This window comes from Halobacillus sp. A5, from assembly GCF_024189315.1.
In the GTDB taxonomy this organism is placed as follows: domain Bacteria; phylum Bacillota; class Bacilli; order Bacillales; family Halobacillaceae; genus Halobacillus_A.
Map to the genome: position 1 here is coordinate 393,870 of NZ_JAIZEO010000004.1, position 26,366 is coordinate 420,235.

The 26,366-nt window shown below is 39.2% G+C and carries 23 protein-coding genes; 8 read left to right on the forward strand and 15 right to left on the reverse strand.

Going from position 1 to position 26,366, the window contains the following annotated elements; genetic code table 11:
- Nucleotides 1-534: 534 nt before the first annotated feature.
- The 7 genes from LF822_RS17110 to proB all read right to left on the reverse strand — a co-directional run bounded on the left by LF822_RS17110 (nucleotide 535) and on the right by proB (nucleotide 6,174).
- Nucleotides 535-1,119 carry an ATP-binding cassette domain-containing protein gene (locus LF822_RS17110; protein WP_256522253.1) on the reverse strand — a complete coding sequence of 195 codons (585 nt, stop codon included), beginning with the start codon at nucleotides 1,117-1,119 and terminating at the stop codon, nucleotides 535-537.
- A 204-nt stretch (nucleotides 1,120-1,323) separates the two neighbouring features.
- The gene (locus tag LF822_RS23145; protein WP_371925945.1) at nucleotides 1,324-1,746 is read right to left on the reverse strand and encodes a stage II sporulation protein M; all 423 of its coding nucleotides are present in this window, start codon (nucleotides 1,744-1,746) and stop codon (nucleotides 1,324-1,326) included.
- Nucleotides 1,747-2,983: 1,237 nt separating this feature from the next.
- Nucleotides 2,984-3,241 (reverse strand): helix-turn-helix domain-containing protein, encoded by a 258-nt coding sequence (locus LF822_RS23150; RefSeq protein WP_371925946.1) that lies wholly within the window; start codon nucleotides 3,239-3,241, stop codon nucleotides 2,984-2,986.
- A gap of 503 nt (nucleotides 3,242-3,744) precedes the next feature.
- Entirely contained in the window at nucleotides 3,745-4,374 is a 630-nt protein-coding gene (locus LF822_RS17115; RefSeq protein ID WP_253925470.1) for a 2OG-Fe(II) oxygenase, read from the reverse strand.
- Nucleotides 4,375-4,572: 198 nt separating this feature from the next.
- Nucleotides 4,573-4,764, reverse strand: coding sequence for a nucleotidyltransferase domain-containing protein (locus tag LF822_RS17120; protein WP_253925300.1), 192 nt, complete (start codon nucleotides 4,762-4,764; stop codon nucleotides 4,573-4,575).
- Entirely contained in the window at nucleotides 4,734-4,922 is a 189-nt protein-coding gene (locus LF822_RS17125) for a hypothetical protein (RefSeq protein ID WP_253925301.1), read from the reverse strand. Before LF822_RS17125 ends, LF822_RS17120 begins: the two co-directional genes overlap by 31 nt.
- Nucleotides 4,923-5,070: 148 nt before the next feature.
- Nucleotides 5,071-6,174: a glutamate 5-kinase gene (gene proB / locus LF822_RS17130; protein WP_253925302.1), complete on the reverse strand. Its 1,104-nt coding sequence runs from the start codon at nucleotides 6,172-6,174 to the stop codon at nucleotides 5,071-5,073.
- A 498-nt stretch (nucleotides 6,175-6,672) separates the two neighbouring features.
- Between proB and LF822_RS17135 the strand changes: the two genes are divergently transcribed.
- Nucleotides 6,673-7,020, forward strand: a complete 348-nt coding sequence (locus LF822_RS17135; RefSeq protein WP_253925303.1) for a PadR family transcriptional regulator — start codon at nucleotides 6,673-6,675, stop codon at nucleotides 7,018-7,020.
- A complete protein-coding gene (locus LF822_RS17140) occupies nucleotides 7,007-7,993 on the forward strand; it encodes an HAAS signaling domain-containing protein (RefSeq protein WP_253925304.1) in 987 nt (328 codons plus the stop codon). Before LF822_RS17135 ends, LF822_RS17140 begins: the two co-directional genes overlap by 14 nt.
- Nucleotides 7,994-8,074: 81 nt before the next feature.
- Here LF822_RS17140 and betA read toward each other — a convergent pair whose 3' ends face one another.
- From betA to LF822_RS17180, 8 genes are all read right to left on the reverse strand, one after another.
- Complete coding sequence (betA, locus tag LF822_RS17145) at nucleotides 8,075-9,757, reverse strand: choline dehydrogenase (protein ID WP_253925305.1); 1,683 nt, start codon at nucleotides 9,755-9,757, stop codon at nucleotides 8,075-8,077.
- Between the two features lie 115 nt (nucleotides 9,758-9,872).
- Complete coding sequence (gene betB, locus LF822_RS17150; RefSeq protein ID WP_253925471.1) at nucleotides 9,873-11,345, reverse strand: betaine-aldehyde dehydrogenase; 1,473 nt, start codon at nucleotides 11,343-11,345, stop codon at nucleotides 9,873-9,875.
- Nucleotides 11,346-11,633: 288 nt separating this feature from the next.
- Nucleotides 11,634-13,037, reverse strand: coding sequence for a hypothetical protein (locus tag LF822_RS17155; RefSeq protein WP_253925306.1), 1,404 nt, complete (start codon nucleotides 13,035-13,037; stop codon nucleotides 11,634-11,636).
- 39 nt (nucleotides 13,038-13,076) lie between these two features.
- Nucleotides 13,077-14,525, reverse strand: coding sequence for a CDP-glycerol glycerophosphotransferase family protein (locus tag LF822_RS17160; RefSeq protein ID WP_253925307.1), 1,449 nt, complete (start codon nucleotides 14,523-14,525; stop codon nucleotides 13,077-13,079).
- A gap of 550 nt (nucleotides 14,526-15,075) precedes the next feature.
- Nucleotides 15,076-15,939 carry a MurR/RpiR family transcriptional regulator gene (locus LF822_RS17165; protein ID WP_371925947.1) on the reverse strand — a complete coding sequence of 288 codons (864 nt, stop codon included), beginning with the start codon at nucleotides 15,937-15,939 and terminating at the stop codon, nucleotides 15,076-15,078.
- Between the two features lie 16 nt (nucleotides 15,940-15,955).
- On the reverse strand, nucleotides 15,956-16,936 hold the full coding sequence (locus LF822_RS17170; RefSeq protein ID WP_371925948.1) for an aspartate aminotransferase family protein: 981 nt from the start codon (nucleotides 16,934-16,936) through the stop codon (nucleotides 15,956-15,958).
- Nucleotides 16,937-17,176: 240 nt separating this feature from the next.
- Nucleotides 17,177-18,835, reverse strand: coding sequence for a beta-N-acetylhexosaminidase (nagZ, locus tag LF822_RS17175; protein WP_253925308.1), 1,659 nt, complete (start codon nucleotides 18,833-18,835; stop codon nucleotides 17,177-17,179).
- Between the two features lie 301 nt (nucleotides 18,836-19,136).
- Entirely contained in the window at nucleotides 19,137-19,652 is a 516-nt protein-coding gene (locus LF822_RS17180) for a pyridoxamine 5'-phosphate oxidase family protein (protein ID WP_253925309.1), read from the reverse strand.
- 382 nt (nucleotides 19,653-20,034) lie between these two features.
- On the opposite strand from LF822_RS17180, the gene LF822_RS17185 reads away from it, so the two are divergent.
- The 6 genes from LF822_RS17185 to LF822_RS17210 all read left to right on the forward strand — a co-directional run bounded on the left by LF822_RS17185 (nucleotide 20,035) and on the right by LF822_RS17210 (nucleotide 26,351).
- On the forward strand, nucleotides 20,035-21,039 hold the full coding sequence (locus LF822_RS17185) for a tRNA dihydrouridine synthase (protein ID WP_253925310.1): 1,005 nt from the start codon (nucleotides 20,035-20,037) through the stop codon (nucleotides 21,037-21,039).
- A 264-nt stretch (nucleotides 21,040-21,303) separates the two neighbouring features.
- Entirely contained in the window at nucleotides 21,304-21,573 is a 270-nt protein-coding gene (locus LF822_RS17190) for a hypothetical protein (RefSeq protein ID WP_253925311.1), read from the forward strand.
- 264 nt (nucleotides 21,574-21,837) lie between these two features.
- Nucleotides 21,838-22,791, forward strand: a complete 954-nt coding sequence (locus tag LF822_RS17195; protein ID WP_253925312.1) for a calcium/sodium antiporter — start codon at nucleotides 21,838-21,840, stop codon at nucleotides 22,789-22,791.
- Nucleotides 22,792-23,013: 222 nt separating this feature from the next.
- The gene (locus LF822_RS17200; protein WP_253925313.1) at nucleotides 23,014-23,865 is read left to right on the forward strand and encodes a hypothetical protein; all 852 of its coding nucleotides are present in this window, start codon (nucleotides 23,014-23,016) and stop codon (nucleotides 23,863-23,865) included.
- Between the two features lie 70 nt (nucleotides 23,866-23,935).
- Nucleotides 23,936-25,063, forward strand: coding sequence for a toxic anion resistance protein (locus tag LF822_RS17205; protein ID WP_253925314.1), 1,128 nt, complete (start codon nucleotides 23,936-23,938; stop codon nucleotides 25,061-25,063).
- 238 nt (nucleotides 25,064-25,301) lie between these two features.
- On the forward strand, nucleotides 25,302-26,351 hold the full coding sequence (locus tag LF822_RS17210) for an FUSC family protein (protein WP_253925315.1): 1,050 nt from the start codon (nucleotides 25,302-25,304) through the stop codon (nucleotides 26,349-26,351).
- The last annotated feature ends 15 nt before the right edge of the window (nucleotides 26,352-26,366 follow it).

Sequence of the window (26,366 nt, forward strand, 5' to 3'; positions counted from 1 at the left end):
TACTTGTATAATATAGAAGTAGAAATCTTATTTTTTCACTTATTTAACAAAGGCAGTTACTTAATTTCTTATTTGAATTGCCCTTTAACACAATAAAATGGTACTTTTTACTGTATTACAATTGTCACTTGTTATTGAGGGATGCAAACCAATTTGTAAAAAAGAACACAATGAATCTAGGATTATTTTCGATTTTATCTTCGCAATAATTTTTGAATTAATCCATATACCAAAGCTAGAAATAAAATTGATATGTAACTGCTTGAATCACTTATATTAAGTTCTTTAAACGAGGCAGAGAATTTATTAAATAAAAAGATAATAACGCAACCTATTACAGCAAACGATACAATATTAAAAAAGTCTTCTTTCTCAAAATTCATCAAAAAATCTCCTTAATTTAATCTTTAAACCTTCAAAAACCTTGAGTTATACCGAATGAAAAGTTTTTACTTTTGATAATTTAGACCCCGAAAAACAAAATCTTCTACTTCTGAAAAATTAATGTTTATACAATCATTAAATTCCCTTACTTCACATAAAATTAGTAATATAACTAGTTAATTCTTCTTCTGTGAATTTATTTTCAAATTGCTCTATTTCTTTATTAGATAAAAGAAGAATTTCATCAGATATTTGATGAGCTATAGATAAGATATGGGTAGATATTATAATAGTCTTATTCTCATTCGCAAAGTCTCTAAGTCTTGATTTAAAAATTTCAATGTTTATAGGGTCCAGCGAGGTTAACGGCTCATCTAGTAATAGTACATCTGGATTAATTAAGAAAGAACTTGCTAATGATAATTGATGTTTCATACCATAGGAATAGTTTATTACTAAATCATAAATATAACTTTGAATTCCATTATCACTATGCAAATATTCATCTATATTTTTCACTGGTACATTATAAATTTCACATATAAGTCGTAAGTTATCATAACCACTTAAGTATTCAAGAAATTGAGGTGTCTCTGGAACAAAAAACACATCTAAATTTTGCTTATCAATTTTCCCTTCATCGTAATCTACCAAATTAGCTAGGATTTTCAGCAAAGTTGTTTTGCCCACTCCATTCCTACCTAAAAGGGAATATATTTTATTTTTTTTAAACAAAAATTCACGTCTACAAGTATTTTATTTTGAGAAGCTTTTTTTTAACCCTATAACTTTCAAATTAATCCTCCCTAAGTTATAACACCAATTCAGCTATAATTGGTGTTATATAAGACTCTATCATACTAGCAGCCAAGTACATAAAAATATTACACAATATTAGAGTAGAAAATGATCTAATTGTTTGTATTTTAAATATAGACTTTAAACATAATTAATTAATAGTCTTAAAGAAATTGTCGATATATATAAAGTAATAGCTATAGAGGGAATCTCTATTATTCCATGCCCCATTATTATTAGAAACGTATACGCATAACTTTCACTTACTTTGTAAGCAGAATCTATCACTAATATAAATGTATATAAATTATATATGCTTACAAATATAGAAAGTAAACCGAATGAAATAATCCCTAATAATATTATAAATAATGAAGAGGTTATATTTTGATAGAAAATCTCTCTCCATGAATAGTGTTGTACTAATTCTTGTATTGGATATTTTTCAAAACTTGTTCTTATCACCCAAGTTAAGATCATAGATAGAAAAATAATTAAAAAATATAATGAGATAATTAAAGACAGTAGTTTATGCCGTAATATTAATTTTTTTGTATACTGCAATTATAAACATCCTAAGTTTGTGTATATTTTTAATCATGAAACAACATACAATAATAGTTAGGGAGATAGTCGTAAAGAAAGGAATTAGCAAACTCACCCCTATTAAATTTGTAATTATTCTAATAAACGCTATATTTAAGATCGAGTAAACTAGTATACTTAGTTTCACAAATTGCTTAAATATTTTTCCGTGTATAATTTTTGATAAATTAAAATACACGTGTGTCCCAACCAAAAAACATGCTATTGTGTTACAAATACCTAACATAAGGAAATTTATAAAATGTAAATAAGTTACTCACCCTATTAACAAATTAAACAGTATTGTAAATGCAAAAAATTGAATTAAAACAGTGGGCAATAGCAATGCTGTGGATTTTATCGGTCCAAATTTGTAATAGTAAAATACCTTCATAGATGCATCACTTTTTAGAACAAGAAACTGAACAAATAGTGCAGATACTAAAATACTTATATAAGTTAAAATGGTTATTTGATGAACAATAGTTATTAAAGCAATTAATGCCATGACAATATATAATAGAAGAAAGTCAACATTAAAAACTTTATGCCCTCTATTGAAATTTTTTAAAGCCAACAAGTATGGATGATTTGATTTCTTTTTTTTAAATTTATACAACGTTTCATGTTTGTCCTTTAACGCTTTTTTTATTACTTGTCTAATTATAAAAAATAGAAAAAGCAAGCAGACGATTATTGTAGTTAAAATAGTAGCAGAAGGAAAAAAATTATATAGACTTAATTCGTGTGGAACGTAATGCATAAAGATTGAAGCAGTTTTATTTTCTATAATAATTTCCGGTTTTTTTTTTACCGTATCCTCTATAACATCATGTAAAAAAAGTATTAGTGTACTGATAGATAAGACAAAAAATTGTGAAACAGCATTTGTTATATAAGAAACTTTTGAAGTTGTAGAAAAATCAAAAATTATTTTTAAAAAGCTAAGACCAATACCGCAAATTAAGATGAATATTAAAAACTTAATAATAAATAGTAACCCATTTATGCATACCCCTGAAAAGCATTGGAAGTATAAACGCTCCCTTGGTCGGAATGGACGATGACTCCTTCCGGGTAAGAACGACGGGTTAAAGCTTATTTTAACGTATCTAATACTAATGAAACTTGTTGGTGATCATACATTTTATAAGCGACAAAATGATCGTAGACAAATATTTCACCGTGCTTCCATATTGAATATAAGTAATATCCATTACCCATTTTTGGTTTGGTTTCGTCGCTTGGAAATCACGTTGAATAAGGTTAGCACCGTGTTCCGGTTGCATTTAATATTGTAATCCTCTTTCAATAAAGCCTTTACTTTCCGATGCCCATAACGATAATTCACAGCCTTACATATAGACATAATAGCTTGTTCAACTTCTGTTAGCGTTTCCTTGGTTCCTTTAGAATACCAACGATAATAAGTTGCACGTGATAGGTCTAATGCCTGTAAGATAGCTGTAATCATGTATTTATGTTTCAAATTTTCTACGAGATTTAAGGATGCTTGTTTTTCAACTCCTTTTCGATCTCCATATACTTTTTTAAAATGTCATTTTCCATCTTTAAGTGTTCGATTTAGCGATTTTTCCTCTCATCCACTGTGTTATTCTCGGGACCATGACCATCCGTATATTGCTTTCCAATCGGCTGATCAAATCGATATATTTCCCCCTTCTTACCATCTCATCCAAGTTTCAATTTGAGATTTTTTTTATACCGTACTTCTCCATGCTCTCTTTCGTTGTTAATTCACCTGCAATTTTTGCTTGAACGGCTGCCCTTTTTACGTCACTTGAATATACGTTTTTGCCCATGCAAAAACACCTCCGATATAGTATTAGTACTCATCGTACCACTTCAAAGGTGTTTTATATTGTCTCAAATTATTGGGTTAGTCTACAACTTTGTGTAAAATGTTGATTACCAATCATACATCTACTCGAATAATTGTCATGAGTTATCCCTGCATTATCGATACTGTTTTCTCCGCACCCACATCGTAGCCGCCCATTTTTCACCAGCCGTAACGGGAGACCCGCCGTGGAATGTTCGTTCGTTAACCACAGGGTCTGAATAAAAATATTCAAAATAAACGCCCATTCCTCTATGAGGCGAGACCGATAGATTCATATGAGGAAAGTAGGTTTCCCCACCCTCTTCTACATCGTTTAAGTAAAGGACAAGCGTGCTGATCCTTGGGTTGTTCACTGCTCTAACCTTTGATTTGAAATAATCGTAATGAGCTTTATATTCCTGACCTTGTTTATAATTCAGTATATGAAGTCCTTCTCCATGTTCAACGGGTACATTCATAATCTGCGCGATTCGATTTTCAATTCTGTTCGTGACATCATCTTCCGGCAAAAACGTGCTGCTGCTCGTCCGAATATCGCTCACCTCATGACTTGATCCGATTTTTGACCGGTTCACACGGTCTTTCGAAAGACGGATAAGCTCCTCACACTCTGCCTCACTTACCACGTTTCCCAGGATAGCGATTTTAGGATCTTCCATCTTTGCAATAATCGCTATCTCACGGTCTTCGGTCCTAATCTTGTTTCCCGTGTAGTCAAAAATTGAAGCTTCTTTTACTTGCATGGTCACTTTTCATCAACCTTTTCTAATTTTGATAAAACGCTTACAAAAAGACAAAGATAACGTTAACAAACTACTGAACACAAAATCTATTTTACCACATTTTTACTGTATTTTCTTTATTTTTCAAAATCTCCTTATAAAAAAATGACTATCCCCTTTCATATTGGGAATAGTCATTTTATGACCTTATTAGGTCTTTTAAGAAGCCGGCATTCTTTCATAGATTAGTTTTCCTTCACGGTTAATATGTTCACACAACTTCTCATTATGGATTTGTTCGAAATGAAGAATGCCGAAGAAGTAAGGCAACGGAAGTTCCTCATTCAGCTGAACAACTAACCTTGTAATCACCTTTGTACTCACATTCTTTCCATACAAAGCAAGATCCACATCAGACCTCCCAGTGAGCAGCTGCCGAAAATGACAGCTTTCTCAATCTCAACAAAACGGTTCAAAGCAGACTTGGTATACTCTAAATCTGATACATAGGCCTTAATTTCTTCTACAAACTTCTTCGCAAAATCCTCATCATATGTATGTCCATGCACTTTTTTTAATTCTATTATATCTAAGCTATCGGTATTGACCTTGCCTAATTTTGAAGTTATGCACATGAATAAATAAAAAAATGGAGAGCTGGCAAGAGGTCTCAATGACCCCTTGCCAGCTCTCTTGAAAAATCTTATCCTAAATTTATTAACTGGAACTTACCCAATAATCCCTATGAATAACGACCTTTTGATCACTATTGGCTTTGATCATAGCCTCTGTGCTTGATAACCCCTTAATCTCTAACAATTGATTCGAAGAAAAGTTAACACGTCCTTTGCCGATAAGCTGCCCTTTTAAGTTAACGACCTCCACCACATCATTGGCCCTAAAGTTACCCATAATGTTTGTGACACCAGCAGGCAGTAGGCTTTTACCATTGCTTAAGATCGCGGTTTCAGCACCCTGATCCACTTCAATCTTACCACTCGGTATAGAATGAAGGGCCAGCCACTGTTTAGAATGATTCATACCGGTTTGTGAGCCGCCGATATAAGTTCCATCCCCTTTATCAGCTAGAATATCAACAAGTTTTTCTTTCCCCGTTCCACACCCAATAAAGACTTTCACTCCTAAAAGTAATGCTGTACGAGCTGCCTCTAATTTTGATTTCATTCCGCCCGTTCCAACTTTGGAACCCGCTTCGGAAGCACCATTTAGTAATTGATCATCAATCTCATGAAGCGAGTTATACTTTTTAGCATTTGGATGAGTTCGTGGATTTTGATCATAGATCCCATTAATGTCCGTTAAGATCATTAAAAAATCGGCGTGCACAAGACCACTAACGAGGGCTGATAACATGTCGTTATCACCAAAGGTTAATTCTTCGATGGCTACTGAATCATTTTCATTAATAATCGGTGTGACATTACGCTTTAGAAGTTCAGACAAGGTGGCGTGGGCATTTTGATATTGTTCTTTGTACAGGAAGTTCTGTCTCGTTAACAGTAATTGTGCTGCCACAATACCATGACTTTTAAACTCCTCTGAATAACTTCTTAATAATTGCCCCTGCCCTACGGCAGCTGCTGCTTGTTTACCGGCAATCGTTACAGGACGTGAGGAATAACCAAGATCCGTAAAACCGGCTGCAACGGCTCCTGATGAAATCAAAATCACCTCATGCCCAAGCTTCTTCAAGCGTGCCAGCGCATCTACATGCTCACATAGCTTTTCACTGCTTAGTCCGCCCTTTGTATTCGTCAAGGAGCTGCTGCCTATTTTGACAACGATCCGTTTCTTGTTCATTATTCATTCACCCCCATTTTAGGTAAAAAATGCTCTTCCATCCTTATACAAAGGACGGAAGAGCATTATCTCCGCGGTACCACCTTCATTGATATTAGTTTCCACTAATATCCACTTTAGCCTATCCCTTTAACGCAGGAAAACCGGTCAGGAAGCAGCCTGACAGTTCAAGGGACAGGTTCAACAGCATTGCAGGTTGTAACATCTTTCAGCCGGTGGATATTACTCTCTTTCACCTGAGGACTATCTAATAATTCCCTATCATTACTTTCATTTATATATTTACTTAATACTCTTCTATATTAATAAATTATTATGAGATAAATTTCATCAAGAGTCAATGGAAAACCAAACTGAACTTATTTCCATTACTACTTAATCTTCACAATCATCGCCCTCCGCTCAGGCCAACATCCTTTATAAAAATATAATTTATTACCCATTGATGTATATAAAACAATAGTGTATGATAAACAGTATAATAAATGAGGTGATTAAATGGGTGATTTACTGCACTCCCTGACAACCGAGCTGCGAAGAGGTTCGTTGACGTTAGCCGTATTAAGTCAGCTGAAGACCCCACAGTATGGCTACTCCCTGGTTCAGCGTTTAGATGAATACGGGATGAAGATTGACCAAAGCACGCTCTATCCACTGCTCCGTCGTTTGGAAAAGCAGGAAGTGGTATCGAGCAGCTGGGATACTTCTGAAAACCGGCCGCGTAAGTATTACGTGCTCAGTGAATACGGAGAAGAAATTTTTCAAGAGCTGAAGAGTCAATGGCAGAGAACGACGGAAGAGCTTAATGCCCTATTGAGAGGAGAAAAGAACAATGAAGATGATTGATAAATATATTCATGAAGTGACCTACCGCCTGTCGCCTAAAATTCAGGACGATGTAGCGCTTGAATTAAAGTCATCCATAGAGGATATGCTTCCTGACGACTATACGGAAGATGATGTGAAAGAGGTATTAACTGAATTTGGCGACCCATCCAAGCTCGCACGTCAGTACAGGGAGCGCCCTTCTTCCTTGTTTGGCCAGCAGGTCTATGACTTTTTTATTTCTTCGTTAAAAGTAGGCGGATTTATTTTTATAGTAATTGCACTCGTTATAGCAGTTACAGGGATAATGGCAGCTTATACAGGAGAGGGCGGTCTCTTCACCTTAGCCACAACAATCAGTGGTGATTTAATCGGAGCTGTGCTTAATATTGTGGCGCATGTCTTTTTCTGGGGAATGCTTGTATTCGTATTTCTGGAACGTATTGGAGTCCATCGTGACGAGAACTCTTCTGCATTAACCGGGGAGCCCTGGAAACCTGAGGATTTAAGTCACTCTTTAACAACTCCATGGAAGAAATCAATTTCTAAAGCATCTATATATTTAAGCTTCTTTTGGAGTGTGGTTTTAACCATTATGTACTTTACTGCGGCAAACGGAGTTGGACCGGGAGAAACAGCAGTTTTTAACGGAAGTCTCTTACGTTTGTTTACCCCTTTCGTCATTCTCTTAGCAGCCGCAAGTCTTGGTGTGAACATGTACAAATGGAAGGTGGGGCACTGGAACCGGATCGTAGTGGTGGTGAACGCTTCTTTCCATTTCATCTTTGTCGTTTTTCTAATCCTTCTCGCCAGCCGTGATTCTTTATTTGATCCGGCATTTATGACCTACCTTTCAGAAAGATTTGATTTATCCACTGGCTCCATTGAAATGTATCCCTATGTGATGCTGTGGATTATTGTACTTTCAGTTATCTCTTCTATTGTTTATGAGACGATTCTCGGGTTTAAAAAAGCTAGAATCAAACACAACTAAACAACAGAAAAAGAAGGCTCTCGTTCAAAATGTATGCTTCACGAGCAAATACACTTGAAAGAGGCCTTCTCCATTAAAGTATTATTTAGTTACTGTACCCGCATCGGATGAATGTACTCCATGACGATAGAAGTCAGCTTCAATTGGATCCAGTGGTTTACGTCCAAGGATGAGGTCTGCTGCTTTTTCCGCCAGCATCAACACAGGTGCGTGAATGTTGCCGTTCGTCACATAAGGCATGGCAGATGCATCTACCACTCGTACATTATCGAGTCCGTGAACCTTCATCGTATTAGGATCTACGACAGACATTGGATCTGAAGCAGGTCCCATCTTGGCTGTACAAGACGGATGAAGGGCAGTCTCAGCGTCTTCTTTCACCCAATCCAGGATTTCCTCGTCGGTTTGAACAGTAGGACCAGGCGAGATTTCTCCGGCATTGTAAGTTTTCATCGCCGGCTGCGACATTATTTCACGTGTAATTCTAATCGCTTCCACCCACTCACGTTTGTCCTGTTCAGTAGAAAGATAGTTGTAGACCATGCTCGGATGCTCTTTCGGATCTTTCGAGCGAATCTTTAATGATCCGCGGGCATCGGAGTACATCGGTCCGATGTGTACCTGGAACCCGTGATCGGTTGGTGCTTTTTGTCCATCGTACCTTACCGCTACCGGAAGGAAGTGGAACATTAAGTTGGGATAGTCGACTTCCTCGTTCGAGCGTACGAATCCTCCGCCTTCGAAGTGGTTTGTCGCTGCCGGCCCTGTACGGCCGAGCATCCATTGCAAGCCAATCCAAGGCATACGTGCCTTACTCAAGTTGGGCTGTTCGGAAACAGGCAGCGGACAAGCATGCTGCACATAAACTTCAAGGTGGTCCTGGAGGTTTTCTCCTACACCTGGAAGGTCGACGACTGGGTCAATCCCAAGTGAACGAAGGTGTTCGGCATCTCCTACACCTGACAGTTGAAGCAGCTGCGGTGTGTTAATCGCACCGCCGGCAAGGACGACTTCTCCTGCATTAACCTGGTGCGTTTTCCCGTTTCGCTGATAAGTCAGCCCTTTGGCACGAGTACCATCGAAGTCAATACTCGAAACAAAAGCACGCGTCTTTATCGTTAAGTTCTCCCGGTTCATTACCGGATGCAGATAGGCACGTGAAGCGGACAGTCTCTGCCCTTTGTACACATGCTTATCAAATGGTCCGAATCCCTCCTGGCGGAAACCGTTCACATCTGGAGTTCTTGAATAACCAGCCTCTGCCCCTGCGTTAAAGAAGGCTTGGAATAAAGGATTTTTAGCTGGCCCGCGTTCCAATTTAATTGGCCCGTCATGACCGCGAAGATCATCATCTGGTGATTCTAAAGCATTTTCCAGGCGTTTGAAATAGGGAAGGCAATGAGCCCAATTCCATGTTTCCATACCTGTATCAGCACCCCAGCGTTCATAGTCCATCGGATTTCCACGCTGATAAATCATCCCGTTGATCGAACTGGAGCCTCCAAGCACTTTTCCTCGGGCATGCTTGATACGCCGTCCATTCATATGGGGCTCAGGGTCTGATTCATATTTCCAATCGTAGAGGCTTTTACCTGCAGGAAACGGCAGAGCTGCCGGCATTTGGATCAATAGATCCCAAGCATAATCACTGCGTCCCGCCTCTAACACAAGAACACTTTTTTTCCCATCTTCACTTAGACGGTTGCCGAGTACAGAACCTGCACTACCGCCGCCAATGATTACAATATCGTAAGATTCACTCATCTTCAGTTCCTCCCTGATGTTTAATTTGGAAAGAAGGGTTAAAAATATTGCTCGTTAACCCTTCTTCGTTTGTCAGAATTATTTAAAACCCAGTCAGCAGATCAAATCGATCAGCTTAGAACCAGTTCAATGATTCAGGCTTAAGATTTTGGAAGATATGCTTTGTTTCTGTATATTCTTCTATACCCAGCCGGCCCAGTTCACGTCCAATACCAGACTGCTTAAATCCACCCCATGGGGCGTGTGGGAAATACAGGTTGAATTCGTTAATCCAAACTGTACCCATGCGCATCTTCGCCGCACAGCGTTCAGCTTTTGCGATATCGTTCGTGAAAACACCGCCAGCAAGTCCGTAGATGGAGTCATTCGCTAGCTTTACGGCTTCTTTTTCTGTACTGAATTTCTCGACCGTAATAACCGGCCCGAAACCTTCCTCCTGCACAACGGTCATATCTGTTGTGCAATCTGTGAATATCGTAGGCAGGTAGAAAAATCCATTCTGTAATTCCGGATCTTTAGGGCGACTGCCGCCAACGGCTAACGTCGCTCCCTCTTGAATTCCTGCTTCTACATACTTTTCTACTTTCGCAAGGTGTTCAGCGGAAATCAGCGGTCCCATTTGAGTATCCTCATCAAACCCGCTTCCCAGCTTGAATTTCTTCACCCGCTCCACAATCGCGTCCACGAACTTATCGTGAATGCTTTCTTCCACAATCAGTCTCGTTCCAGCAGAACAGATTTGTCCCGCGTGGAAAAATACTCCGTTCAACGCTTGATCGACAGCAATATCAAAATCAGCATCAGCAAAAATTACGTTCGGGTTTTTCCCGCCAAGTTCAAGTGCAAGCTTCTTCACATTAACGCTTGCCGCCTGCATAATTTTCTTCCCTGTTACAATGCCGCCTGTAAAAGAAATAAGATCGACATCGGTGTTATCAGATAATTCTTGGCCAACTTTATCCCCTGCACCAAGAACCAGGTTAGCAACACCGGCAGGTACTCCCGCCTCTTCCATTAGTTCAAATACTTTAATAGTCGTAAGCGGTGTGATTTCACTTGGTTTCATAATTAACGTATTTCCAGTTGCAAGCGCTGGAGCCAGTTTCCAGGACGCTTGAAGTAAAGGATAATTCCAGGGTGTAATTTGTCCACAAACTCCAACGGGTTCATGAACCACTTTACTGATCGAGTCTGGTACTGGAGAATCGATGAGCACGCCGCCATCTTTATCTGCAATTTCTGCATAATAACGAAACACACCAGCGATATCATCCATATCTCCACGGCTTTCTTCTACTGTTTTACCAGTATCTAATGATTCTAGATAAGCCAGTTCTTCTTTGTCCCTTTCAATCAATTCAGCAATTCTTCTTACGACTGCCCCGCGCTCAGTTGCCGGTGTAGATGGCCACTCTCCGTGATCAAACGCTTCTCTTGCTGCAGCAATTGCTTCTTTTGTATCTGATTCATCACCTTCTGGTACAACGGCGATGACCTCCTGGTTAAATGGATTAGTAATTTCACGCGTCTTCTCTGAGTTTGCGTCAACCCAGTTACCATTAATGTATTGTTTTAATTTTAGGTTCAGGTTCAATTTAATCAACTCCAATTTTGAAGTAAGTAAAGTTTGTTAAGAATTTATTTAACAATTTTAACACTAACATGTCTATAAAATACTGTCAAAATAAATTCAAAAAAGCTTCTCCCTACGAATATCGTTTTAGCGGAGCGTGGCAGGTACTTTCATATGTAATATCAATAGTGCTATTGAAAGTAATTTTATCTAATGAATCAATAAAAAGAGCGATTTCCCTGTATAGAAAATCGCCTCTTATGTTTGGCATCTTTATGACAAAAAGGGTGAAGGGACAAGTCTTCAGATAGTAAGCGATTGTATTAAAGCTTTCAATTTAATAATAGACGTCCCTGATGGAGGGGAATACTTATATGCCAGAAAGTCATTTTTATTTTTTTCCCATTTATCCATGTCCCCATTACCTTCTAAGGTTGTTGTTAAATGTTTGACCAGTATACGAGGTTCATTAAAGATATAGTCATTTAACCTTCCATAATAATTCGTAGAACTTGGCAGCAAAGTTTTTAACTTCCAGATAAAAACAGGTTTATTCGCTAACAGGGCTTCCAGCACAATAGTTGATTCATAACTTACGACTGCGTCTACATTATGAAGTAAATCGTATAAATCCATGTCCTCTGCAAAACTGATATCAGGGAATTCCTGTTGGAGTAAAGCCGTTTTCTCCGACGTTCTTTGTCTGCCATTCCTTGGTTTGACAATGATATTGACTGTACCTTGTTTCCTCAGCTGCGCAATTATTGCACGGGGTATCTCTGTTTCTTCATGGTGTATAACCATAAGTACGGTTTTTCTTTTTGGACCTAATTTGAAATGAGAATGAAAGGCTTTTTTATCCATTAATTTCTTACTGGAAAGTTCGTCAAACCTGGGGTGCCCTATGTCTTTTAACGAGGCTGGCGGAACTCCTTTTTTAGTATACCAATCTATATCATACTTCCCATATACCGCTAAGTATGTTGCCACCTTAGGAAGGTACCCAAATTCAAGCATTGGAACTCCATGCTGCAAACAGATCGTCGGTATTCCTTTTAAAGCTGCTGCTAATGCTAGAATTCTTGTATCACTACTATTGGTAGTGCCTAATACTAAGCAGGAGACCGGTGTCGCTTCCAAAAAATTTACAGCAGCAGAAATTTGTTTCATGATCTTAGGAATAAGATTAATCAGTCTCTTCCTAACCTTTTCGTCACGATAGATCGGATGTGACTTTGCTTTATTTAAACATTCAATTGTTTTTTTCTGAAATGCCTCAATCGCTTTCGTATTAACATTTGAGAATTGTAATAAAGGGACGGCCGGAATTGAATGAGCATTTTCATCTGTAGTTGTGTTTTGTAAAAGGATCATAGTTTCCGTTGGTGAAAAATTCTCCTGCAGCATGTGGTCAGGGATTCTTAGAGCGGTATCGTATAATACTATTTTTCCTTTTCGCTTATTTATTTTCTTCTTATAAGGAGAAAGGCGCTGCTCAAAATGGGATTGAATACCTTTCTCCTGTTTTATATTTGTGCTTACATATTTGTTAAAAGATTTGCTGTTCAGTTTATTAATAGCATTCTCATGTATAAGCACATAATAGGGACTGACTAAAGGAATTGAAATACCTAAATACGTTAACGAGTCAAACTTATCAATATAATCACAGTACGATGACCAGTAATTACGTTCAAAATTATTCATTACTATTTATTACCTCCATTGAATTCATGTTTATCACAGCTATTTCCCATTAGACAACCGATTAATTAAATCTACGAGTCTTTGACCAGAAGGTTTAACAGCTGGATATGCTTGTGCTAAAAATCGATTTCTTCTCTTATTCACTAGTTTTTTCATATTAGTGTCGGTGAAATATTTATTGATTAATTCTGAGAGTTTTACAGGGTCTGTTTGCGTCAATTCACCCAGAGAATCGTAGTAACCGGTGTAATTCGGAAAAGGGGTAGATAAGATAAATACTGGTTTTCCAGCTATCATGGCCTCCAGCCCTACAGTGGATAAATAAGTAACTACTAAATCACTGTGATGAATCAAATCATATAATTGAAAATCTTTTGATGGGTAAAGATATGTGTATTTTGTAGTCAATGGGTGCGGGGTCAAGCGTGGATAATCTCTAACCACAATATTATAATCTCTCTTATTACCTAAAGATTTAATAAATTTGCTCCATTTATTAATTTGCTGATCGTTCCTGACTATCATGACTATCATTTTCTTACCGGGTTTTAAGCCTAACTGTTTTTCTAACGCCCTTTTTGATATAGAAGGCTTTTTATGAATGGTATCGAACCTAGGATGGCCGATAACTTTTATAGATTTTTTCGAGACACCTAATTGCTTAAACCACTCAGCTTCAAAGTCACCATATACCGCCTCTGCGTCTGCTATTTGAGGAATATATCCAATCTCATTAGCAATAATCCCATGCTGCATACAGATTGTTGGAATTCCTACTTCTGCTGCTACCATCGCGATTGTTCGGCTTTGATAATAGTGGGTAGAAGAAAAAACAATACAAGAAACAGGGTTTCTGCTAAAATATCTACCAGCTTCCTCTATACGATGAACAATCCCCTCTATCTGCTTATCAAAATACAGCTTAAATTTTTTATGGTTGAACATTGGGTGATGACTGAAGGTGGAAATAATTTCTGCTGCTTTCGTCTTTAATATTTGAATATTTGAATTTACATTCGCCCTGTACTGATTTAAATAATGCTTAGGAACTCCTTCTATTGGAATACCTTTAATCACTTTGCATTTTTTGTTTTTCGGCTTAAAATCATACAATGCAATGGTTTCTGATGGTTTAAAGTATTTGTTTATAGTATCTTTTGGAAATCGGAGCAACTTCGCTGCATCATACAAAACAATTTTTTTTTCAGGATGGTTTGATTTTTTAGGTAATTTGCTTTTACTTTTATTTACATGCGTGCGTTTATACGCATGAAAGAGCTCTTGAAAAGACTGTTTATCTTTTACTTCATGAATTAAAGATTTTATAAAATCCTCTGATGACAGGTTATTGTATACATTATTATTATTCCTAATAAGGCTACGAAAATGGCACAAGTAGGGAATAGAAAAACCTTTATACTTTAAAACTTTGAAAGTCTCTAAAAACTCATAGTACAAGGACCAGATATTTCGTTCAAATGTATTCATCTTTTTCCTCCCGTCGTTTATCCTTAAAAACCTTATACCTATATATATTCTTCAATACTAGATTTGTTTAGCAAGTCACCCAGTTTTCCAGTGTTAATAATACTTCCTTAATCCAGGCTCACGATGAGACAACTTTGCGACTTATTTATTTGCCAGCGAGGAGAGTGGTGCTTTTACGGGGCATTTCAGTTGACTTTAGAAACTCCCAGGCAACCCTGGAAGAAATGAAAAACAATAACCTTGAAGACTTTTACTTCAATTTTAATAATGGAAATACTATACAGACCTGTGAACTTCCGCCGATATAAGTTCCATCCCCTTTCCCAACTAAAATATTAATAAAGGGGAAACATAAAGCTGGAATAATATCCCCTTTTCTCCTTGACGAATGGCACTTTAGGAGTCGTGGATGTTATCACACCTTGGAACACTAAATCGACTTCACTTTTTATAAAAGTAATGCCCCCTATTGTAATGACGACATCACAATAGGGGGCATTCTAATTGATATATCTTGAGTTCATTTCTTGATTCATTTCTCAGCACACGATCATTCAAATTTATTTGATTGGAAAACATCAAAATGCCTCCAAATGTCTTCCAATTCTTCTAATCTCTCGTGAACATCTTCTTGCTTCTCTCTACTAACAAAAGTTATTAATGCGTTTATTAAACTCAAGGGTGCTGCAAATGAATCAATGAATATCGGCATTTGACTGGCTGCCTTAAGCGGAACGTCCGCATACGGAATAAGAGGGGATACCAAATTGTCTGTAATTGCAATCGTCTTTGCCCCTTTGTCTTTTGCATAGGAAAAAAGTTCAGTCGTACTTTTCGTATAACGGGCAAAGCTGATGCCTATAGCAACATCGTCTTTATTTATTTGGTAAAGGGAGTCAGATGCGGTCTCCACCGAATGAAGCAGCTCCACATTATCTACTATCATAGATAAATAATATTGAAGAAATACACCTAACGACACCGCGCTGCGGTTGGCAAGAATATAAATCTTTCTCGCATTCAGTATATAATTTACGGCATGATGAAAGTCCTCTACATTCAGTCCCTCCATTGTTGCTTTAATATTTTCCATATCATCACGAAAAATTTCATCTACGCCCTTTTCTTTCTCATCGTAAACCTGTTTAGATATCTTTAACCTTTCGGAAGTGGTTAATTGATGCTGGAGAGAATCTTGAACATCCTGTTGAAATTCTGTATAACCGGTATATCCAAGAAAGGTTGCAAACCGTACAACGGTTGCTTCGCTTACACCCGTAACTTTTGCCAGTTTACCCACTGTTAAAAATGACACTGCATTAGGGTTTTCCAGCATATAATTCGCTATCTTTAACTGGGACTTACTCATCTTTGCCTTTTTACCGGCAATATTATGGTAGACGTTTCCCATCATCCCCATCCTTCCTCAATTAAAATAACTGCGATAGCACCCGATCATAAGCCTCAAGAGTGCGGTTGATCTCCTTTTCACCATGAACGGTGGACAGACTATAACGATTTAAAGGTTTGGTATAAATCCCTTCACACAACAATCGAAAATCGATTTCTTTCCTTATATGAAAATTCGATTGCTGGAGCTGTCTATAATTCAAAATTTTCTCTTGATCCGTGATGACGATATTGAAGATAGAGCCCAATCCGATTGTCTTCATAGCCACTCCACGCTTCGCAAACAACTTGTTAATTCCTTCTTTTAACTGATAAGTAATTGCAAATACATTATTAATTTCCTTTTCTAAACGGTGGATTGTTGCCAGTCCAGCAGCCAGAATTGTTGGATGTCCATTATAGGTTCCACTATGAAACAGTACATCTTTCGCACTCGATTTTAAACTTTGACTTGAGTCGAACACATCGGAAGACGCTTTAGGTGAACTTACCATCATGACTTCTTTTTTGCCGCCGACCATTCCTACCGGGAATCCCCCGCCAACCACTTTTCCAAGAGCTGTAATGTCCGGTTTGATCTCATATAAGGACTGAGCTCCGCCTAAGCCAAGTCGAAACCCTGTTTTCACTTCATCAAAGATTAGCAGAATATCTAATTCTTCCGTCACTTTCCTCAGCCCATCCATAAATGATTGTTCAGCTGGTATAAAACCTCCCTGCACCGGCTCAAGTACAACTGCAGCGATTTCATCTCTTCGTTTTGACAGAATCTCAGCAGCTGCCTCCAAATCGTTAAATGGCAGAATCACTGTATGCTCTTCATGGTAAGAATCTACTCCACTAGATTCAATGACAGCATTCGGTTCATGCGGAGGTCCGGCTTCATCAATAGGGGGGTTTACGCTGAGCAGCACCTGATCAAATCCACCATGATAGTGGCCTTCAAACTTAGCTATTTTATTTTTCCCTGTATAGGCATAGGCCATGCGAGTTGCATCCATAACCAATCGCCCCTTATGAAATAAATTATTCAAAATATAAATATAAATGAATTTTTCATTTCATTATAGAGCTGGAGGCAGCTGATGTAAATAGCAATTGTAATAATTAGTGTCATTGGACCAATGGAGTATCAAGTCCGGGAAACGTATGATGACTACTTAAACAGAAAATGATGAGCTGAACCGCTGAACTAAAAAAGCTGAAGATCATTGAATGTATGACCTTCAGCTTTTCTCCGCTCAAGAAACTTTCTGCAAAATTTCTTCCACCCTCTCATTGATTGGCCGGAAGTTGGGGGCTGGTGTCTTTTCGTCAGATAGCTGGTATTTTGTTTTCAAATTTGTGATGCGTTCGACACTTTCATCAATCCTGTCCTCGCTTATTTCCCCATTTTCTACAGCTGCTTTCAATTCATCAAAAACAGTAATAACCAGATCTGGATCATGGGCAACAAGCAATAAATCCCCGCCCGCTTTTGCGGTCTCTACAGCAGCATCAGCGACAGTATAATGATCGGTAATTGCACCCATCGTCAAGTCGTCGGTGATGACAACACCATCAAAATTATAGTCTTCACGCAACATTCCTGTGATCACCTCGTTCGACATGGATGCGGGGTAGCTTTGATCAATTTGCGGAAGCAGAATATGAGCGATCATGCTCACGTCAGCCCCCTCTGAAATGGCTTTCTTAAATGGCACAAGTTCCAGTTCTCTTAACTCGTCATAGCTTTTTTCGACCTTCGGGAGTTCCAAGTGGGAATCCACGCCGGTATCCCCGTGACCGGGAAAATGTTTAATAACAGAAATAACTCCTTCACTCTGTATTCCTTTCATTGTCTGGATGCCAAGCCGGGTTACAATATCCGAGTTATCGCCAAACGAACGGTCGCCGATAACAGGATTATTTGGATTTCTGGTTACATCAAGAACAGGCGCGAAGTCCAGATTGAAACCGAGTGCCTGCATCTGTTCTCCGAGAATCGCGCCGGCGTTGAAGGCCACCTCCGGATCGTTCAATTCCCCAATCGAACGGCTCGTCGGAAGACTTTTCATCTGATCGGGTATACGTGTTACACTGCCGCCTTCTTCATCAACCCCTAGCAATAATGGGTAAGGGTTATCAGCATTAGCCGTTTTCATATCATTTAAAAAGCTGACGGTTTGATCCGCACTTTCGATGTTACTGCTAAATAAAATGATACCTCCAACATGATACTTCTTGATGATGTTTCTAGTGTCAGCGTTCATTCCCGTTCCGTCGACACCGCCGAAAATCATTTGACCGATTTTTTCATCAAGGCTCATATCGGCGGTGCTACCTTCCCTGCTCATTTCCTTCGATAATGAAATGTGATCCACCTCTGGGTTATCTGCATCATCGGCAGGGTTCGGAAACACCCATTTCAATACATAATCATCGGAAAGGTCATAGACAAGAATAATTTGATCATCCTCTTCGTCCTCGTAGTACCGCGTATCATCGGGCTTTTGAAATGATTTTATTGTCTCCAGATCAAACGACGTGACTGTTTCCTTTGACGAACGTATATCGGTGACAATATCGTCCGCAATACCGATATCAATGTCATGTGAGGGATAAGTCAAAAAAAGCCCGGCATCCGTGTCATTAGTTTCCTCCGGTTCTCCCCACGTCTCTTGCACATCATCGGCAGTCGTTTCACCGACCACGATCGGGCTGTCAGGGATTTCCCCTTGTTTGGCCAAGTCAAATATAATGTCCAAAGATGTTTCTGACTCCCCACTCTCTTCATTTTCATTATCTGGTGATGAGTCCTCTGGTTGTTTATCATTATCGTCGTCAGCTAAGTTCATAAGAATGAAAGCCATCCCAAGAGCGAGGAGGAGCAGGATAATTATTTTCATACGCTTGAACATCGTAATTCCTCCGCAATTTACAGATTAAAAACGTACAGTTGTAAAACACTCTAAAATTATTCAATATCACCGGTCTGCTTTTAATATAGTATACATTAAATCAGCACCTATTAATTAATATTCATAACCTCCCTTTCATCATTTATTCAAGTCATAATGCCCCATCGAACAGAAAAACCCCGAATAAGGGCGATTGCCCATTATTCAGGGTATAGTTACGATCTAATTATATGAAATCTCTATTTAAAACTTCGTTGATTATTTCTCACACGGAGTTACTCAGAATATCACAGACAAAATGTTATTTCGTATTTTCATTAAAATGAACAGTATCTTTTAAATCATTGTCTTCTTCTAATGAAGAACTGCTGGTCATTTTTTTCACAAATTCCTTAACGGTCTTGACGCTTATGCCGGACTCCCAGTATTCTGCGATGTCAGGTGTCACTTTGACGAGTACAACATTCGGATCGTCGGCAGAAATGTTCAGCAGTCTTCCGAGAATCTTATTCCAATACTCTTTCTTCTTAGCGTCATCCTGAACAAATTCAGCAGTGCCGCTGATCGATACATAAGATTTGCCTGAATACGCCAGGTTAACGGCAGGATTACGTTCGATATCCCTATATTTCTCTGTATCTTTTTCTGTAATGAACCAGATCTCTTCCCTGTCCATCTCTACTTCCTGCGTATGCATCGGCCGGGACATCAGCTTGCCCTCCGGGGATACCGAGGTCAGCATCGCTACCTTTTCATCTTTAATCAAGTCTTTAATTTTCTTAATGGTTTCCTGGTTTTCTGTTGTTTGATCAGCCATTTAGGTTTCCTCCTTCTGGTTCTCAGCAGTTGCTTATCTCCTTTTCCAAAAGAATTAAGCAGTCTGCCATTTATTACATCTTCTATTTCCTTTTCCCGGATAGTCACAAAAGTACACTTTTCACAGCCATCAGTCATTTACTTTCGCCAGATTATCATACAATCGGAAAGCTTGATGGCCATCTCTATATTATCCTATATCTTTCCAACCCAGCTGTTTATGCGCTCACAACCTCCCATATTCCCCTTGCACTTTTCGGTTAATACCATTAAAGTATATACTGGTTGAAATCTATCCTAACTGGATATAGTTAAGAAACAGGAATATTTCACTTTTAAATTTTGGAACGACAGCGTTCCTTAAGGAAAGGTTCAGATATATTATGAAAGATAACTTTTGGCATGAGCTGCCGCGACCATTTTTTGTTCTGGCGCCGATGGAAGCAGTAACGGACGTCGTTTTTCGTCATGTCGTTAGTGAAGCAGCAAGACCCGATGTGTTTTTTACAGAGTTTGCGAATACGGAAAGCTACTGCCATCCGGAAGGAAAAGACAGCCTGCGGGGACGTCTGACGTTTACGGAAGATGAACAGCCGATCGTCGCCCACATCTGGGGAGACAAGCCCGAATACTTTCGCCAAATGAGTATCGGTATGGCAGAAATGGGATATCGAGGCATTGATATCAACATGGGGTGTCCTGCCCCCAATGTCGCAACGAAAGGGAAGGGCTGCGGACTAATCCGCCGGCCGGACCTTGCAGCAGAAATCGTCCAGGCTGCCAAAGCAGGAGGACTGCCCGTCAGTGTGAAGACCCGCCTCGGTTATACGGAAGTAAATGAGTGGCATGACTGGCTGAAGCATCTCCTGGAACAGGATATCGCCAATCTCTCCATTCATCTCCGTACAAAAAAAGAAATGAGTAAAGTTCCAGCTCACTGGGAGCTGATACCCGAGATCAAGAAACTCCGTGATGAAGTGGCATTTAATACTCTTCTTACGATTAACGGAGATATTCCTGACCGCCAGAAAGGAATTGAACTCGTGGAAGAATACGGGGTGGACGGAGTAATGATCGGCCGCGGAATCTTCCATAACCCGTTCGCTTTTGAAAAAGAAAAGAAAGAGCACACAAGCGAAGACCTACTCAACCTCCTTCGCCTGCAGCTCGATCTTCATGATAAGTATTCCGAAGAACTAGAGCCGCGTCTTTTCAAACCGCTTCTCCGCTTCTTCAAGATATATGTCCGCGGATTCCGGGGAGCAAGTGAGTTAAGGAATCAGCTGATGAGCACAAAATCCACCGTTGAAGTGCGTGATCTGCTTGATGAGTTTAAAGAGGAAAATGGTGGAGTAACAGAAGAGAAAAGTTTTTCTGTTTCGAGATAATTCTTTTTACAAGAGAGGAAAGCCCTTGCGCTTTCCTCTCTTGTTTTATTGGCAGATAGTAGAAAATACAGAACAAGCTGTCCCTATATAAGGTAAATGCTACAGAACTCCCACTTTACTAAAAATGAAGTAGTCTTTCATTTGATAGCTTTACTACGTGAGTTTAATGCAGGTAAAACAGGTTGTCCGATTTTATTGTTATAATTTTCTGACTTCTTGGGTAGAATTATATTACACGATAACATTTAGAAAGGGATGCTTACGATGCAATTTGAGGCGAAATGTAAACGAAGTATCTTCAGCAATATTCCAACATCACTTAACGCAGCCAAAGATGAAGAATCTTTTAGGAAAGCGTTAGACTCTCCCCACCACTGCTTATTTACAGAAGGAGAATATTACACCTTCAAGGTCGGTCAGCATGTATGGGAAAGCGTCAATAACTTTTCGGACTGGCATTTGTTCAATGTAAGCCACGACTTTGATCTCGTAGCCGACCATTTTGAATTAAAAACGCTGTCAAAGATAAAATAGAGAATTGAACGATATTGCTATAATAATCAGCATTTTATGCAAAAAGTCTATGAGTCTATGTAAAAGAGGAACGGTTCTAAGAGGGAACCTTCCTCTTTTTGTTATATTCAGCCATCCTGCCTTCTAAGATCCTTACATGTTTTTCTAATTTCAACACTTTCGGTCTCCTTCACCTGCTAACCAGCATAAAAACCTGTATCCCTATGCTTTTCAAGTGCAGCAGAAGAGGGTATGGTTTATTAAAAAGGAGTTTGAAGAACAAGTATGGCTTATGTTTTATTAATTGTCGGCTTCGGTTTATTAATTAAAGGAGCCGATTTATTCGTTGATGGATCTTCCAACATTGCCAGGCTGCTCCGTGTCCCGCCTATTTTGATAGGGTTAACGATTGTAGCTTTTGGCACAAGCTCTCCTGAGGCAACAGTCAGCATCATTGCAGCTTTGCAAGGGAATGCTGAAGTCTCACTCGGAAATGTAGTAGGAAGTAATGTCTTTAATGTAACTTTAGTGGTAGGTATCGCAGCCTTTCTCTATCCATTAATGGTTGAAAGCGAAACAACTAAAAAAGAAATCCCGTTCGTATTGCTGGCCAGCGGGGCTTTACTCGTACTAATCAGTGATACGGAATTACAGGGATTAAGTGAAAATTTGCTGACACGCAGTGACGGCATCATCTTTTTATTGTTTCTATCTATTTTTATGTACTATGTAATTGAAGTTGGCCTGAAAAGTCGAAAAGAATCGATGGATGAACCAGTTCCTTCAAATATTAAGTGGGGGAAAAACACTGGTTTAACGTTAGCAGGTTTAGCCGCTATTATTTTCGGCGGCGACCTGGTGGTAGACAATGGGACAGCGATTGCCTATGATCTGGGGATGAGTAATACATTAGTAGGGTTAACCATCATTGCGATCGGTACATCGCTTCCTGAGCTGGTGACTTCCATATCCGCTGCATTGAAGAAAGAAAGTGGAATAGCCCTTGGGAATGTAGTGGGCAGCAATATTTTCAATATTTTATTTGTACTTGGGGCTTCAGCGTTCATTTCGCCTCTAGCTGTGAATGGAAAGATATTTATCGATGTAATGATCATGATTGCACTGAGCTTGCTATTGTTTTTATTTTCAAGGACCCATTATAAAATTGGAAAATCAGAGGGTGTCGTCCTTATGACCATGTACATCATTTATCTTGTTTACATCATTTTGCGAAACTGAGATTATTATTTAACGGAAAAACAGGCCGAAGCTTAATCTAATACTTGAAAATGGATAATTGTTTTTTAGAGGGAAGCCATGAGAATGGTTTCCCTCCTTATATTTTCTGGTAAAGAGTACATAGGCATTTCTTAATATTAAACCCCAATTTGTGGTATTCTTAAAGTATAATGAGAACATTTTATTGCGGAAAAGGAAGGACTCCAAAGGGGCTGACGAAGCATGGAAAACCTCTACTCTGCGCTTGAGAATTTGGAAAGAGCATTCATGCCGCACACCTCCGAATACCAGCGCTACATCGATTTTCACACGATGAGAGAAATGAAGCAGGTTATTAAAGAAAAACGGCCTGTTTATTTCGATCTGGCTATAAAAGAACTGGTAGAGCTCAACATGAGATATATTTTGGATGGATTTTGGAATGGTGTCTTTTTCACCGCAGTTATTCCAACTTCCAACACGTTCAAGGGTACCATCGAGGTATACGGGAAGCCGCCACAAATGCTGCTTGGCCGTTTTGAAATGGACGAAAAAGAAAAACCATTTTCCTCTACGTTTTTGAAAGAAGAATTCACGAGAAGAAAAGGGCTTGGAGACACATTGCGTGATTTTTCGAAGGTTTTGTATACCTATCTTGAATCCTACGTAGAGCGCAGGGGAAAATCCGGGGAGCAAACCACTTCCGAAGTTCCAGGAGAAGCGATTCTCGAAGGCTGGGAATTCCCTTTTCTCGAGAATCACTCTGATCTTCAAAAGCAATGGGCATCGCTAAAGAAACGGACAGTGAAACAATTCAGACGATTGGAAGAACTCGAAATCGAAGAACAATACGCCCTTGAAACAATGGTGGATAAAGACGTACCTAACTTCATCGCATCGTTTCAGCGATTGTCGGAGGATAATAAGGAAAACCGGAAAGAAGAACTGCTGGAGACTATGTACGATTTGCGTAAGTTCATCGAAACACTTGAGCGAAAAGAAGAAGAAAGTTATGCGCAGAATTTTGCCAGAAGCAAGGGAATTATTGCTTCTAAGTATAACAAGGAAGACCAGAGCTTCTTCTCGCAGAAGTAAAAGATGATCAACAGCCGGACGACGTTTTGATTTTCTAGAACCCAACTATTCGCAGATAGGAGATATAGACATGAGTAAAAACTCTTTCCTTAAAGACAAAGAAGCTGAGATGAACCCTCAGGACCTGAGAGAAGCGATGACTCTTATTGAAAAAGAAGATATCGACCGACTGAACGAAGAGGCCGAAGCTTACGCTGAAAGGTTCAAATCATCCAGGGACGACTCCCTTTCAGAAGTGATGAGAGAGCTCGGGGACCTCGGAGAAAAGGAACAGCGCGTCGCCGGGGAAACGATGGAAACATTGAAGCGCCCGGTAAACGATCTAATGACCAAAGGAAATAACGAGATTCCCGACACGTTGAATGAACTCGAGGTTATCGTGTCAGACCTTGATCCGAAGCGCACCGAAGGCAACGGTATTCAGAGATTCTTTTATAAACTAAGCAAAACGCAGCCAATCGACCGCTACATGAAGAAATATGAAACGGTCGACTCGAAGATTGATACGGTTGTCCGAAGTCTGCTGGCAGGAAAAGACCGCCTTGAAGAAGACAGCGTCGAATTGCAGCTTATTAAAGAAAACGCCCAGAAACGTATTTATGACCTGGACAAGCAAATTTATCTTGGGAAGAAGCTGTTTGAACTCTTGAAAGAAAAAGAAGCTGCGGGCGAATACGATCTTGCACTGCTTACAGAAGGAAAAGAGAAGATCATTACGCGTACGAGAAACATGACCCAGATGAAAAGTGTGCTGCACCATAGTATTTCTTCTGTAGATATTATTAAGAAAAATAATGAAAAACTGAAGGAATCGATTCGTAATGCGGTTACGCTGACGAAAAATATTATTACCGTTTCCGCTTCGATTCAGCTGGCTTTGAATAATCAACGGAAAGTAATTGATACGGTGAACGGCGTCAATAAAGCGACTGAGGAGATGCTCCTTTCGAACTCCAGGAATCTGAGGGAAAACGCAGAAGAGACCACACAGATGATGGAGAATCCAGCGATCAGTATGGAAGCTCTTCAGGAGTCTTTCGATAACGTGTTCGAAGCATTGAAAACGACAGAGCAGTCGTCAGAAAGGATCATCGCTTCGAGTGAACAGTTCATTGAAGAGATGGATGCTTTAAACGAAAACGTCCGGAAGAAATTATCTCAGACCGGCAGTCATACACAAAGAGCGCTTCGTGACTGAAGCGCTCTTTTATATTCGGCAGTCCTCTTAAGCAATACCTCACTAAGGAGAAGCAGAAGCTTTGCTTTAAGCATCTTGTTAAAAATATCTCATCAACCCATGATCACATAATTCATAATCCTAACTCTCTCTTTGCAATAGTTTACACAATTGGCTTATGATAATAACGAGAAAGAATTGAAGGATCCCTTGTCATTTTTTTCATTTTTATAAGTTGTTAGAGTAAAGGAGGATTCAGATGAATATTGGAGCCCGCATGCTTAAAACAGGGATCGCTGTTACCCTCACCTTGCTCTTATGTCATGCTTTTAATTTTACTACGACTGGTTTTGCTGCGATCGCCGCTTTTTTAGCCATCCAGCCTTCCGTTTATCGGTCCTGGAAACATTTGCTCGATCAAATTCAAGCCAATGTCATCGGCGCCCTCTTTGCCTTTGGTACGCTTTATCTGCTTGGGAACCACCCTGTGGTTACAGGAATTATTGTGATTCTTTTAATCGGTATTAATTCACGGTTAGGGGTTGAAAACGTCGGGCTTTCTGTCGTAACAGCCATCGCGATCTTAGAAATACAAGATCCGAATGTGTTTCAGTTTGGCATGGAACGATTTTTATCCGTCATGGTCGGAATCGTTTCAGCAGTCCTCGTAAATATGATATTTTTGCCCCCTAAATATGAAGATCGACTGCTCTCCCATATAGAAACTACTGGCGAGCAGCTTTCCATGCTTCTTCGCTCGCTTGTTTTTGGAGAACTAGAGAAAGAAGCCTATCGGGAAGCGAAGGAAAGCGCGGAGAAAAACATAGATAAAGCAGAAAAACTTTTTGGTTTTTACCGCGATGAATTCAACCGTTTGTTTAAAAATGCGCCTTACAGTAGGGCGAAAAAGCTTGTACTTTTTAAACAAATGATCATGATTTTAAAAAAGGAGCTTGAAGTCATAGACCATTTCGAACATCAGTCTTCCGCTCTTTTATACGTCAGTGACGGTCTGAAAGATGATATTCAGGAATTTTTGTATGCTTTAACGAATTATGAGGAAAAAATATTTATGAAATACGAACGTAAAATCAAGCGATCCTACTCGGATGATCTGCATGATAAAATCGAAGAACAGAAAATTCGGCTTCTTTCCCATCTGACCAAGAGCACGCCTGATAAAATCACAGATTTAGAAGACGTGAAAAAGCATTCCTACTTGTTTGCTCTGGTGTCTTCCCTCTCTCACTTATCAGACGAACTGGAAAAATTGGATATACTCGTAGAACGTTATCATAAATACGAATGAAAAAAGTCCAGGTTT

What these genes read in the sequence shown, in the direction of transcription:
- LF822_RS23150 (WP_371925946.1), bottom strand. Translation starts at nt 3,241, where the DNA reads ATGATTACAGCTATCTTACAGGCATTAGACCTATCACGTGCAACTTAT.
- LF822_RS17115 (WP_253925470.1), bottom strand. Translation starts at nt 4,374, where the DNA reads ATGCAAGTAAAAGAAGCTTCAATTTTTGACTACACGGGAAACAAGATT.
- proB (WP_253925302.1), bottom strand. Translation starts at nt 6,174, where the DNA reads ATGAACAAGAAACGGATCGTTGTCAAAATAGGCAGCAGCTCCTTGACG.
- LF822_RS17135 (WP_253925303.1), top strand. Translation starts at nt 6,673, where the DNA reads ATGGGTGATTTACTGCACTCCCTGACAACCGAGCTGCGAAGAGGTTCG.
- LF822_RS17140 (WP_253925304.1), top strand. Translation starts at nt 7,007, where the DNA reads ATGAAGATGATTGATAAATATATTCATGAAGTGACCTACCGCCTGTCG.
- betA (WP_253925305.1), bottom strand. Translation starts at nt 9,757, where the DNA reads ATGAGTGAATCTTACGATATTGTAATCATTGGCGGCGGTAGTGCAGGT.
- LF822_RS17155 (WP_253925306.1), bottom strand. Translation starts at nt 13,037, where the DNA reads ATGAATAATTTTGAACGTAATTACTGGTCATCGTACTGTGATTATATT.
- LF822_RS17160 (WP_253925307.1), bottom strand. Translation starts at nt 14,525, where the DNA reads ATGAATACATTTGAACGAAATATCTGGTCCTTGTACTATGAGTTTTTA.
- LF822_RS17165 (WP_371925947.1), bottom strand. Translation starts at nt 15,939, where the DNA reads ATGATGGGAAACGTCTACCATAATATTGCCGGTAAAAAGGCAAAGATG.
- LF822_RS17170 (WP_371925948.1), bottom strand. Translation starts at nt 16,936, where the DNA reads ATGGATGCAACTCGCATGGCCTATGCCTATACAGGGAAAAATAAAATA.
- nagZ (WP_253925308.1), bottom strand. Translation starts at nt 18,835, where the DNA reads ATGTTCAAGCGTATGAAAATAATTATCCTGCTCCTCCTCGCTCTTGGG.
- LF822_RS17180 (WP_253925309.1), bottom strand. Translation starts at nt 19,652, where the DNA reads ATGGCTGATCAAACAACAGAAAACCAGGAAACCATTAAGAAAATTAAA.
- LF822_RS17185 (WP_253925310.1), top strand. Translation starts at nt 20,035, where the DNA reads ATGAAAGATAACTTTTGGCATGAGCTGCCGCGACCATTTTTTGTTCTG.
- LF822_RS17190 (WP_253925311.1), top strand. Translation starts at nt 21,304, where the DNA reads ATGCAATTTGAGGCGAAATGTAAACGAAGTATCTTCAGCAATATTCCA.
- LF822_RS17195 (WP_253925312.1), top strand. Translation starts at nt 21,838, where the DNA reads ATGGCTTATGTTTTATTAATTGTCGGCTTCGGTTTATTAATTAAAGGA.
- LF822_RS17200 (WP_253925313.1), top strand. Translation starts at nt 23,014, where the DNA reads ATGGAAAACCTCTACTCTGCGCTTGAGAATTTGGAAAGAGCATTCATG.
- LF822_RS17205 (WP_253925314.1), top strand. Translation starts at nt 23,936, where the DNA reads ATGAGTAAAAACTCTTTCCTTAAAGACAAAGAAGCTGAGATGAACCCT.
- LF822_RS17210 (WP_253925315.1), top strand. Translation starts at nt 25,302, where the DNA reads ATGAATATTGGAGCCCGCATGCTTAAAACAGGGATCGCTGTTACCCTC.